This is a genomic window from Pseudonocardia sp. 2-7, from assembly GCF_056341085.1.
In genome coordinates, this window is record NZ_CP094507.1 from 4046701 (window position 1) to 4058090 (window position 11390).

12 protein-coding genes are annotated in these 11390 nt (G+C 73.8%); 9 read left to right on the plus strand and 3 right to left on the minus strand.

The window, feature by feature from the left end:
* Positions 1-4: 4 nt before the first annotated feature.
* On the minus strand, positions 5-1336 hold the full coding sequence (gene paaK, locus MTO91_RS19440; RefSeq protein WP_476652191.1) for a phenylacetate--CoA ligase PaaK: 1332 nt from the start codon (positions 1334-1336) through the stop codon (positions 5-7).
* Positions 1336-3366 (minus strand): phenylacetic acid degradation bifunctional protein PaaZ, encoded by a 2031-nt coding sequence (gene paaZ, locus MTO91_RS19445; RefSeq protein WP_476652193.1) that lies wholly within the window; start codon positions 3364-3366, stop codon positions 1336-1338. Before paaZ ends, paaK begins: the two co-directional genes overlap by 1 nt.
* 144 nt (positions 3367-3510) lie before the next feature.
* On the opposite strand from paaZ, the gene MTO91_RS19450 reads away from it, so the two are divergent.
* From MTO91_RS19450 to MTO91_RS19460, 3 genes are read left to right on the plus strand one after another with little or no spacing between them, the layout of a single operon-like run.
* Positions 3511-4329, plus strand: coding sequence for an enoyl-CoA hydratase/isomerase family protein (locus MTO91_RS19450; RefSeq protein ID WP_251786640.1), 819 nt, complete (start codon positions 3511-3513; stop codon positions 4327-4329).
* Positions 4326-4922 (plus strand): TetR/AcrR family transcriptional regulator, encoded by a 597-nt coding sequence (locus MTO91_RS19455; RefSeq protein WP_062396736.1) that lies wholly within the window; start codon positions 4326-4328, stop codon positions 4920-4922. The genes MTO91_RS19450 and MTO91_RS19455 overlap by 4 nt, the downstream gene beginning before the upstream one ends.
* A complete protein-coding gene (locus tag MTO91_RS19460) occupies positions 4919-5320 on the plus strand; it encodes a GNAT family N-acetyltransferase (protein WP_405415877.1) in 402 nt (133 codons plus the stop codon). Before MTO91_RS19455 ends, MTO91_RS19460 begins: the two co-directional genes overlap by 4 nt.
* Positions 5321-5372: 52 nt before the next feature.
* Here the strand turns inward: MTO91_RS19460 and MTO91_RS19465 are convergent, their stop codons facing one another.
* Positions 5373-6290, minus strand: coding sequence for an endonuclease domain-containing protein (locus tag MTO91_RS19465; RefSeq protein ID WP_476652196.1), 918 nt, complete (start codon positions 6288-6290; stop codon positions 5373-5375).
* 199 nt (positions 6291-6489) lie between these two features.
* Between MTO91_RS19465 and paaA the strand changes: the two genes are divergently transcribed.
* The 6 genes from paaA to MTO91_RS19495 all read left to right on the plus strand — a co-directional run bounded on the left by paaA (position 6490) and on the right by MTO91_RS19495 (position 11301).
* On the plus strand, positions 6490-7437 hold the full coding sequence (gene paaA, locus MTO91_RS19470) for a 1,2-phenylacetyl-CoA epoxidase subunit PaaA (protein WP_476652197.1): 948 nt from the start codon (positions 6490-6492) through the stop codon (positions 7435-7437).
* Positions 7438-7514: 77 nt separating this feature from the next.
* Positions 7515-7901, plus strand: a complete 387-nt coding sequence (paaB, locus tag MTO91_RS19475; protein WP_476654931.1) for a 1,2-phenylacetyl-CoA epoxidase subunit PaaB — start codon at positions 7515-7517, stop codon at positions 7899-7901.
* Positions 7898-8776, plus strand: a complete 879-nt coding sequence (gene paaC, locus MTO91_RS19480; protein WP_350589136.1) for a 1,2-phenylacetyl-CoA epoxidase subunit PaaC — start codon at positions 7898-7900, stop codon at positions 8774-8776. Before paaB ends, paaC begins: the two co-directional genes overlap by 4 nt.
* Positions 8773-9261 carry a 1,2-phenylacetyl-CoA epoxidase subunit PaaD gene (paaD, locus tag MTO91_RS19485; RefSeq protein ID WP_224401779.1) on the plus strand — a complete coding sequence of 163 codons (489 nt, stop codon included), beginning with the start codon at positions 8773-8775 and terminating at the stop codon, positions 9259-9261. The genes paaC and paaD overlap by 4 nt, the downstream gene beginning before the upstream one ends.
* Positions 9262-9343: 82 nt before the next feature.
* Complete coding sequence (gene paaE, locus MTO91_RS19490) at positions 9344-10513, plus strand: 1,2-phenylacetyl-CoA epoxidase subunit PaaE (protein WP_350589138.1); 1170 nt, start codon at positions 9344-9346, stop codon at positions 10511-10513.
* An 11-nt stretch (positions 10514-10524) separates the two neighbouring features.
* Positions 10525-11301 (plus strand): IclR family transcriptional regulator, encoded by a 777-nt coding sequence (locus MTO91_RS19495; RefSeq protein WP_476652198.1) that lies wholly within the window; start codon positions 10525-10527, stop codon positions 11299-11301.
* Positions 11302-11390 lie beyond the last annotated feature (89 nt).

Genomic DNA, 11390 nt, shown 5'->3' on the forward strand with positions numbered 1-11390 from the left:
CGGGTCAGGCCTTCGGCTCCCGGTGGTCCTTGAGCCGCTGCAGCTTCCCGACCGAGCGCTCCAGGGTGTCGGGGTCGACGACGTCGCAGGTCACGGAGATGCCGACGGTCTCCTTCACCGCGCGCACGAGCTCCGCGGCGGCCGGGCCGCGGCGGTCGGCGGGTGTGTCGCCGCGGGCCTCCACGCGCACGGTCATCGCGTCGAGCCTGCCCTGTGTCGTCAGCTCCAGCTGGAAGTGCGGCGCGAGCCCGGGGGTGCGGAGCACGATCTCCTCGATCTGGGTCGGGAACACGTTCACCCCGCGCAGGATGATCATGTCGTCGGACCGGCCGGTGATCTTGGCCATCCGCCGCATCTGCGGCCGCGCGGTGCCCGGGAGCAGCGTCGTGAGGTCGCGGGTGCGGTAACGGATGATCGGCAGTCCCTCCTTGGTGAGGCTGGTGAACAACAGCTCGCCCTCGGAGCCGTCGGGCAGCGGGGTGCCGTCGAGCGGGTCGACGACCTCGGGCAGGAAGTGGTCCTCCCAGATGTGCAGGCCGTCCTTGGTCTCCACGCACTCCTGCGAGACACCGGGTCCCATGACCTCGGACAGCCCGTAGATGTCGACGGCGTGGATGCCGGCCCGCTCCTCGATCTCGGAGCGCATCTGCTCGGTCCACGGCTCGGCGCCGAAGATCCCGACCTGCAGGCTCGTCGACCGGGGGTCGACACCCTGGCGCTCGAACTCGTCGAGCAGGGTGAGCATGTAGCTCGGGGTCAGCATGATGACCTCGGGTGAGAAGTCGCTGATGAGCTGTACCTGGCGCGGGGTCATCCCGCCGGAGACGGGGATGACGGTCGCGCCCAGCTTCTCCGCGCCGTAGTGCGCGCCGAGCCCGCCGGTGAACAGGCCGTACCCGTAGGCGACGTGCACACGGTGCCCGGGGCGCCCGCCCGCGGCCCGGATCGACCGGGCGACGAGCCCGGCCCACCGGTCGAGGTCGCCCGCGGTGTAGCCGACGACGGTCGGGCGGCCCGTGGTGCCCGACGACGCGTGGATCCGCGCGATCCGCTCGCGCGGCACCGCGAACATGCCGAACGGGTAGGTCTCCCGCAGGTCGGCCTTGGTCGTCGTCGGGAAACGCGCGATGTCGGCGAGCTCGCGGCAGTCGTCGGGGTGGACGCCGTGGGCGTCGAACCTCGCACGGTAGTGCGGCACGTTGTCGTAGGCGTGCCGCAGCGACCACTGCAGACGCTCCAGCTGCAGCGCGCGCAGCTCGTCGACCGACATCCGCTCGGCGGGGTCCAGCAGCTCGGCCGGGGGCGCGTCGCCCGGGCGCTTCGTGGCGGTCGTCATCACGCGTCCTTCTTCGCGACGAGGGTGAGCACGTCGTAGCGGGCGACGGACTCGCCGTCCTGCCGCGTGACGTCGGCGTCCCAGCGGACCTCGCCGTAGCCGGCGGACTCGCGCGGGGTGAGCTGCTTGCAGGTCAGGGTCACGGTGAGCTCGTCGTCGAAGCGGACCGGGGTGAGGAACCGCAGCCCGTCGACGCCGAAGTTCGCGAGCACCGGGCCCGGGTCCGGGTCGACGAACAGGCCCGCGGCCAGCGAGACGACCAGGTAGCCGTGCGCGACGCGCTGCCCGAACAGCGGGTTCGCCGCGGCGGCGGCCTCGTCCATGTGCGCGTAGAACGTGTCGCCGGTGAACTCGGCGAAGTGCTCCACGTCCTCCCGGGTCACCCGGCGCGGGCCGGCGACCAGGCAGTCGCCGGGGCGCAGCTCCTCGAGATGCCTGCGGAACGGGTGCACGTCGGTGGTGTGGCGCTGCGCGCCGGTGACCCAGCGGCCGGTGATCGCGGCGAGCGAGTCGGGGTCGGCCTGGACCGCGGTGCGCTGCATGTGATGGAACACCCCGCGCACGCCGCCCATCTCCTCGCCGCCGCCGGCGCGGCCCGGGCCGCCGTGGACGAGCTGCGGCAGCGGCGACCCGTGCCCGGTGGACTCGCCCGCGTCGCGGGCGTTGAGCACGTGCACGCGGCCGTGGAACGGCGCGACACCGAGCACGACCTCGCGGACGAACCCGGGGTCGGCGGAGACGACGGACCCGGCGAGCGACCCCTGGCCGCGGGCGGCGTAGTCGATCAGCTGCGCAGGAGTGTCGTAGGGCAGCACGGTCGACACCGGGCCGAACGCCTCGACCTCGTGCGGCTCGGCGCGGTCCGGGTCACCGACCAGCAGCAGCGGGGAGACGAACGCGCCACGATCGGCGTCGGCGCCGGTCACCTCGACGTGGTCGGGGTCGCCGAACACGATCCGGCCGGCGTCGCGCAGGGCCTTCACGCTGCGGCGGACCTCCTCGCGCTGGTCGAGGCTCGCGAGCGCCCCCATCCGGACGCCCTCGGCGTCGGGGGCGCCGACCACGACCGACGCGAGCCGCGCGGTGACGGCCTCGACGACGGCGTCGACGTGTGTGCGCGGCACGAACGCGCGCCGGATCGCGGTGCACTTCTGCCCGGCCTTGACCGTCATCTCAGTGGTCAGGGCCGTCACGAACAGGTCGAACTCCTCGGTGCCGGGCATCGCGTCCGGACCGAGCGCGGCCAGGTTCAGCGAGTCGGCCTCGGCGGAGAACCGCACGGAGTTCCGGACGATCCCGGGGTGGCTGCGCAGGGTCTGCGCGGTCGACGCCGAGCCGGTGAAACTCACCAGGTCCTGACCGGTGAGGTGGTCGAAGCAGTCCCCCAGCGACCCGGCGACGAACTGGACCGCGCCGTCGGGGAGCAGACCCGAGTCCACGATCAGCTCGACCAGCCTCGCGGTCAGGAACGCGGTCGGCGACGCCGGCTTGATCAGCGTGGGGACACCGGCGAGGAACGCCGGGGCGAGCTTCTCCAACGGCCCCCAGACCGGGAAGTTGAACGCGTTGACCTGCACCGCGACTCCGTGGCGCGGGGTCAGCACGTGCTGGCCGAGGAAGCTGCCGCCGCGGCCCAGCGGCTCGACCGCGCCCTCGACGAACACGGTGTCGTTGGGCAGCTCACGCTTGGCCTTCGAGGCGTAGGCGAGCAGGACCCCGATGCCGCCGTCGATGTCGAACTTCGAGTCGCCGAGGGTCGCGCCCGTGCGCGCGGAGACGGCGTAGAGCTCCTCACGGTGCTCGCGCAGGTGCCCGCCGAGTGCCTTCAGCAGCGCGGCGCGCTGGTGGAAGGTCAGCTCGCGCAGGGCCGGGCCACCGGTGCGGCGACCGTGGGCCAGGGCCGCGCCGAGGTCCAGACCCTCGGCGGAGACACGGGCGACCTCGTCGCCGGTCACCGCGTCGTACAACGGGCGACCGTCCCCGGATCCGGTCTGCCAGGTACCGGAGAGGTGGCTGCGGAGCAGGGTCATCGGCGAGCCTCCGTCGCACTTCGTCGTCGAAGTCAGCATTGAACCGACCGTTCGTTCGGGAAAACGTAGCACCGGACCTCGCCGACGCACCAGACTCACGTCGCACCGGGGACCGATCGTTCGGTCGGCCGCTAGGCTCACCGGATGACCTCCCCCGCCGCCGGCACCGATCCCGCCGTCCTCGTGACCCGCGACGAGACCGACCCCTCGGTCGCGGTGGTCACGCTGAACCGGCCCGCGAAGTACAACGCGCTCACCGTCGAGCTCAAGGAGGCACTGCTCGCGGCGGCCGTGGAGGTCGCCGCGGACGAGACGGTGCGTGCCGTCGTGCTGACCGGCGCGGGGAAGGCGTTCTGCGTCGGGCAGGACCTGGGCGAGCACGCCGCGGCGCTCGACGCCGACCCGGTCGACGCCCTGGGCACCGTGCGCCGGCACTACAACCCGTTGATCCGCGCGCTCAACGAGGCACCGAAGCCGGTGGTCGCCGCGATCAACGGACCCTGTGTGGGCGCCGGTCTCGGCATCGCGCTGGCCACCGACCTGCGGATCGCCGCGGAGGGGCTGAAGTTCGCGACCGCGTTCACCGGGATCGGGCTGTCCACCGACAGCGGCCTCGCGGCGTCGCTCGCGCACGCCGTCGGCGTCTCCCGGGCGACGGAGCTGGTGCTGCTGAACGAGCAGTTCACCGCCGAGGACGCCCGCAACTGGGGCCTGGTGCGCGACGTCGTCCCGGCCGACGAGGTCCTCGGCACCGCACTGGAGCTCGCGCGCCGGTTGGCCGCCGGGCCCACCCGCGCCTACGCCGAGGTGAAGGGCGCGCTGCGCTTCGGCGCGGTCAACGAGCTCCCCGCCGTCCTGGAGTACGAGGCCGACGCCCAGGTCCGGCTGTCGACCACGCGCGACCACCAGCAGGCCGTGAGCGACTTCCTCGCGAAGAAGAAGCCCGTCTTCGAGGGCCGATGAGCTCGCCGGTCAAGCGGGCCCGGCGGCCCAGCGGCGGCCGCGACGCGCTGCTCGAGACCGCGGTCGGGGAGTTCATCGACCGCGGCTACGACGCGACGTCGATGGAGGATCTCTCGCGGGCCGCCGGGATCACGAAGTCGTCGTTCTACCACCACTTCGCGGGCAAGGAGGCCCTGCTGCGCGCGGCGCTGGAGCGCGCCGTCGAGGGGCTGTTCGGCGTGCTCGACCTGCCCGAGGCCCGCACCGGCTCCCCCGCCGACCGGCTTCGGGTGATCGTCGCCGCGCAGGTCGGGGTGCTGATGGCCGAGCTGCCGTACGTCACCCTGCTGCTCCGGGTGCGCGGCAACACCGAGACCGAGCGCTGGGCGCTGGAACGCCGCCGTGCGTTCGACGCGGCCGTGCGCGCCCTGGTCCGCGACGCCGTCGACGCCGGCGAGGTCCGCTCCGACGTCGACCCCGCCCTGGCCGCACGGCTGCTGTCCGGCACGATCAACTCGATCGTCGAGTGGTACCGCCCCGGCCGCCCCGGGACCGCCACCCTGCCCGAGGACGTCGTCCGCGCCGCGTTCTCCGGCATCGTCCCGGCGCCGTGACCGACGTCCGGGTCCGCGTCCGCCCCGAGGTCGACGACGTCGCGCTCTCCGCGCTGCACGCCGCCGGGTTCGACGAGACCCCACGCCTGCGACGCTGGTCCGCCCAGCTCGCGGCACACAGTCTGAGCTGGCTCGACGCCCGCGACGGCGACGCGCTCGCCGGGTTCGTCAACCTCGCCTGGGACGGCGACCGGCACGCGTTCCTGCTCGACCTCGTCGTCGCCGACGGGTACCGCCGCCGCGGGGTCGGCCGGGCGCTGGTCGCCGGGGCCGTGGAGCAGGCCACCGCGGCCGGCTGCACCTGGCTGCACGTGGACTTCGCCCCCCACCTGACCCCCTTCTACCGCTCCTGCGCCCTCCCTCCCACTGACGCCGGCCTCCTGCGCCTGCACGGCTGAGCAGTCGATCAGCACGTTCTCGCCCGCGACGGGGCGGAAACGTGCTGATCGATCACGCGTGAACGTCTCGGGACGCCAGGCGGTGGCGGACGTCGACGGCCAGCAGGTCGGGGTGGGCCAGGACCACGCGGGCCTCGGGACGGAGGATCTCCCAGCCCTGCGCGGTCAGGAACGCCTGCCGTCGCAGGTCCGCCCGGGCTCGGCTGCGGTCCAGGTGGTGCTCCCCGTCGTACTCGATACCGAAGCGCTGGTCGGGATAGGCGAGATCGATCCGGAACGGGCCCACCGGGTGCTGCAGCACCGGCCGCCGGATTCCGTGGTCGTGCAGGGCGAGCCGGACCCGGGTCTCCATCGGGGACTCGGCCAGCGGGTCCGCCAGGGCGACCAGGTCCGCGAGCCGCCGGCTCCCCCGGGCGACCGGACGGGCGGCGGCGAACGCCAGGACCTCCCCCGGTGGGTAGCCGCCGACCCTGGCCAGCGCGTCCAGCGCGATCACGGCGTCGGTCCGCCCGACCCGGCAGGCCAGGTCGAACGCGGTCCGCACCGGCGACGTCGTGACGACCGTCCGGCCCGGTAGGTAGCGGGGCCTCCGCTCACCGGGGACGGGGATCCGGACACCGGTCACGACGTCCGCGGCCGGGATGTCGCGGTGCCGCAGGACCAGTCCGGGCCGGCTGCGCCGGTGCCCGAGCGCCACCACGACCTCCACCGGGACCCCACGCGGTGCGCAGTCCGCGCCGAGCATCTCGGCCGCGGCCCACCCGCACAACGCCGCCCGGCCGCTCCCGGCCCCGATCGCCCCGACGGCGACCGCCGCGCCCTCGCACCGCAGCAGGAAGGAGTCCGGGATGTGAGCGGCGACGAACACCCCGCGCACGACCGGGCGGAACCGGGGCCCCCGCAGCTGCTTGGAGGTGACCACCCCGGCGCGCACCGCCGCAGCGCCGAGGAACGGTCGCGCGAGATCCATGCCCCTTGGACCGCCTCGCCCGCCGACCGGTTCCCCGACGTCCCCGGTCCGGCACCCGCCGCCGCGCGTCGATCAGCACGTTCTCGCCCCGTGCAGGGCGGAAAGGTGCTGATCGACGCCTCAGGGACACGGGGTTGCGGGATCCCCCGGTCATCCGCCACACTCGTAGCCGAACGAACATTCGGTACGGAGGTGTCCAGTGACGAGCACCGCGCCATCCCCGGCGGAGCTGGAGGAGCGGTTCGACGCGACGATCGCGGCGGACCAGCGGATCGAGCCGCGGGACTGGATGCCCGAGGCCTACCGCAGGACGTTGATCCGCCAGATCGCCCAGCACGCGCACTCGGAGATCATCGGGATGCAGCCCGAGGGCAACTGGCTGCTGCGGGCGCCGTCGCTGCGGCGCCGGGCGATTCTGCTGGCGAAGGTGCAGGACGAGGCCGGTCACGGCATGTACCTGTACGCGGCGGCCGAGACCCTCGGCGTCGACCGCGAGGAGCTCACCGAGAAGCTGATCGACTCCAAGCAGAAGTACAGCTCGATCTTCAACTACCCGACGCTGTCCTGGGCGGACATCGGCGTCATCGGGTGGCTGGTCGACGGCGCGGCGATCGCGAACCAGGTCCCGCTGTGCCGCTGCTCCTACGGGCCCTACGCCCGGGCGATGATCCGCATCTGCAAGGAGGAGTCGTTCCACCAGCGTCAGGGCTACGAGTCGCTGCTCGCCCTGACCGCGGGGACCGAGGCGCAGAAGCGCATGGTGCAGGAGTCGGTGGACCGCTGGTGGTGGCCGTCGCTGATGATGTTCGGCCCGGCCGACGGCGACTCCCCCAACACCCACCGGTCGATGGCGTGGGGCATCAAGCGCCACACCAACGACGAGCTGCGCCAGCGCTTCGTCGACATGACCGTCCCGCAGGCGGCGGTACTGGGCGTCACGCTTCCCGACCCTGACCTGCGCTGGAACCCCGAGCGGCAGGCGCACGACTTCGGCGAGCCGGACTGGTCGGAGTTCACCGCCGTGGTCTCCGGGGCGGGGCCGGCGAACCGGCAGCGGCTGGACCACCGGCGTCGCGCGCACGAGAACGGGGCGTGGGTGCGCGAGGCGGCGCAGGCCTACGCGGAGAAGCAGGGGGCACGGGCATGAGCGAGCAGGACACGAGCACCGGGCGCAGCGCAGGCGGAACGAGCATGAACACCGAGAGCAGCGCAGGCGGAACGAGCATGAACACCGAGAGCAGCGCAGGCGGAACGAGCATGAACACCGAGGGCGGCCACGGCGCCGTCCCGACGACGGGTGTCGAGACCGGGCGGGGTGCGAAGCCGAGCCGTCGCGCCTGGCCGCTCTACGAGGTCTTCGTCCGCGGCAAGCGCGGGCTCAACCACGTCCACGTCGGGTCGCTGCACGCCGCGGACGACGAGATGGCCCTGCACAACGCCCGCGACGTCTACACCCGCCGCAACGAGGGTGTGAGCATCTGGGTGGTCCGCGCCGACGCGATCACCGCGTCCAGCCCGGACGAGAAGGACCCGTTCTTCGCCCCGAGCGGGGACAAGGTCTACCGGCACCCGACGTTCTACGCGATCCCGGAGGAGGTGCCGCACCTGTGAGCGGCTCCGTCTACGACGGCCTCACCGAGGAGGGCGACGACCCGCGCTGGGCGTTCGGGTCGGGGTTCGAGGACAGCGAGGCGGACATCGTCGCGCCGGTTCCCGCGGGCACCGATCCGGCGGACCTCGCGGAGTACTGCCTGATGCTCGGCGACGACGCGCTGGTCCTGTCCCACCGGCTGACCGAATGGGTCTCCAACGCCCCGGAGCTGGAGGAGGAGGTCGCGCTCGCCAACACCGCGCTCGACCTGCTCGGCCAGGCCCGGGTGCTGCTGTCGCGCGCCGGGCACCTGACCGGCCGCGACGAGGACGCGCTGGCCTACTGGCGCGAGGTGTCGGAGTTCCGCTGCGTCGGGCTCGTCGAGCCGTCCGACGACCTGGACTTCGCCCGCGCCATCGCCCGGCTGCTGGTGTTCTCCACCTGGCGGCTCGCGCTGCTGCACCGGCTCACGGACTCCGCCGACCCGGTGGTCGCCGCCGTCGCCGCGAAGGGGGTCAAGGAGGTCACCTACCACCGTGACCACGCCGCGCGGTGGACGCTGCGCCTCGGCGACGGCACGCCGGAGTCGCACCGGCGCATGCAGGACGCGCTGGAGTGGGTGTGGCCGCACCTCGGCGAGCTGTTCCGCACCACCGACACCGAGCGACGCCTGGTCGCCGCCGGTGTCGCCGTCGACCCGGCGGACACCCGCGAGGAGGTCGACGCGGTGCTCGCGCAGGTGATCGGGCGCGCCACGCTGACCGTGCCGCAGGTCCCGGCCACCGGCACGGTCGGGGGCCGCGGCGGCCGCCAGGGCGTGCACACCGAGAAGCTGGAGCCCGCGCTCGTCGTGCTGCAGAGCCTCGCGCGCCGGCACCCCGGGGCGTCCTGGTGAGCGGGGCGGGCACGGTCGTCGCGCAGGTCGTCGACCCCGAGATGCCGATGCTCACCCTCGACGACCTCGGCGTGATCCGTTCGGTGTCCGAACAGGACGACCGCGTGACGGTCACGATCACCCCGACCTACTCCGGCTGCCCGGCGATCGAGGAGATGCGCGCGGACATCCGCGGCGCGCTCACCGCGGCCGGGTACGCGCGCGTCGAGGTGCGGACGGTGTTCTCCCCCGCCTGGAGCACGGACTGGATCAGCGAGGCCGGGCGGCGCAAGCTCGCCGAGGCCGGCGTCGCGCCCCCCGGGAGCGCCCCGCGGACGGACGGACCGATCCCGCTGACGCTGGACGCGCCGTCGACGGTCGTGCCCTGCCCGCAGTGCGGGTCCCGGGCGACCGAGGAGCTGTCGCGCTTCGGCCCGACCGCGTGCACCGCGCTGCGGCGGTGCACCACCTGCCGGGAGCCGTTCGAGCACATGAAGGAGATCTGAGGGTGTGTGAGCATCACAGCGAGCCCCGGCGGGCGAGGAGCGGAGCGCGCCCGGTGATCGACCGGACCGGCGAGGAGATCCGATGAGCGAGCGGCGCGCGGCGGCGTGGCAGGCCCGGGCCAACCAGGCGTACGGCCGGACGACGCTCGACCTGGACGACGAGATCGAGGCCCTGCTGGCCGAGGACGACGCGCTGCCCGCCGGCTTCCACCGGCTCGTGGTGACCGAGGTCGACCGGCTGTGCGACGACGCCGTGGCCGTCACCTTCGACGTCCCCGAGGACCTGCGCGGGCACTACGACTTCCGGCCCGGCCAGTACCTGACACTGCGCAAGGACACCGCCGACGGCGAGGAGCGCCGGTCGTACTCGATCTGCTCCGCCGCCGGGGCCGCACCGCGGGTGGGGGTGCGCCGGGTCGACGGCGGCCTGTTCTCCGCCTGGCTGGTCGACGAGGTGACCCCGGGCGACGTCGTCGAGGTCGGCCCGCCGGCCGGGTCGTTCACCCCGGAGCTGACCGCGGGCACGCACCACGGCCTCGTCGCCGCCGGGTCCGGGATCACCCCGGTGCTGTCGATCGCGGCGTCGCTGCTGGCCGCGCACGACGACACCCGCGTCACCCTCGTCTACGGGAACCGGCGGACCGACACGGTGATGTTCACCGAGGAGATCGCCGACCTGAAGAACCGCTACGGCCCGCGGCTGCACCTGCTGCACGTGCTCTCGCGCGAGCCCACCGAGGCCGAGATCGTCAGCGGCAGGCTGGACGCCGACCGGCTGCGGCTGCTGTTCACCGCACTGGTCGACACCGGCGACGTCGACGACTGGTGGCTGTGCGGCCCGCTCGGCATGACCGAGGCCGCGGTCGCGGTGCTCGGTGAGCTGGGCGTCGAGCGGCGCCGGGTGCACCGCGAGCTGTTCTACGTCGACGAGCCGCCGCCGGAGCTCGACCGCCACGAGCCCGGGCCGGACGGCGACGGCGCCCAGGTCACGGTCGTCCTCGACGGACGGTCGACGACGCTGGCCGTCCCGGCGGGCGAGTACGTCCTCGACGCCGCCCAGAAGGTCCGCGGCGACCTGCCGTTCGCCTGCAAGGGCGGGGTGTGCGGGACGTGCCGCGCGAAGGTGACCGACGGCGAGGTGACCATGCGGCGCAACTACGCACTGGAGGACGACGAGGTCGCCGCCGGGTTCGTCCTCACCTGCCAGTCCCGCCCGGTGACCGACACCGCCACGGTCGACTACGACGCCTGATACCGGCGATCATGACCACGTCGCGTCGCGGCCACCCGGTGGGACCGACCGGGTCGGTCGTGGTGCGCGCGCTCGGCCTGCTCGACGCGTTCGGCCCCGGCCGGCCCGCGCTGTCGCTCAGCGACCTCGCCCGGCACGCCGACGTCCCGTTGTCGACCGCGCACCGGCTCGTCGCCGACCTGGCGGCGTGGGGCGCGCTGGAACGTGACGACGAGGGCCGCTACCGGATCGGGCTGCGCGTCTGGGAGCTCGGCGCGCTCGCCCCGCGCGGGCAGGCGCTGCGCGAGACGGCGCTGCCGTTCCTGGAGGACCTGTCCCGGGTCACCCGGGAGAACGTGCAGCTCGCGGTGCGCGAGGGCGCCGAGGTGGTGTTCGTCGAGCGGCTCGCGGGGTCCGGCGCGGTCCCGGTGCAGACCCGGGTCGGGGGGCGTTTCGCGCTCACCGCGACCGGGGTCGGGCTGGTGCTGCTCGCGCACTCGCCGCCGGAGCTGCAGGACGAGGTGCTGGGCGCGCGGATCGAGCGCTACACCCCGTTCACGGTGACCGACCCGCAGCGGATGCGCCGCATGCTCGCCGACGTCCGCCGCGACGGCCACTCGGTCAGCGACCGGCAGGTCACCGACGACGCGCTGTCGGTCGGCGCCCCCGTCTCCGACGCCCGTGGCCAGGTCGTCGCGGCCGTCTCGCTCGTCGTGCGGCACGGCAGCGTCTCCGCCCGCGCGCTCGCCCCGCTGGTGCGCACCACCGCCGCCGGGATCAGCCGCGCGCTCAGCACCTCCACGCGCTGAAACCCTTCCATTATCCGGAAGGAACGTACGGCGCGGCCCCCGTCGCCCCGCATCCTCGCTGCACCACCACGACCGCGCGGAGACGACGG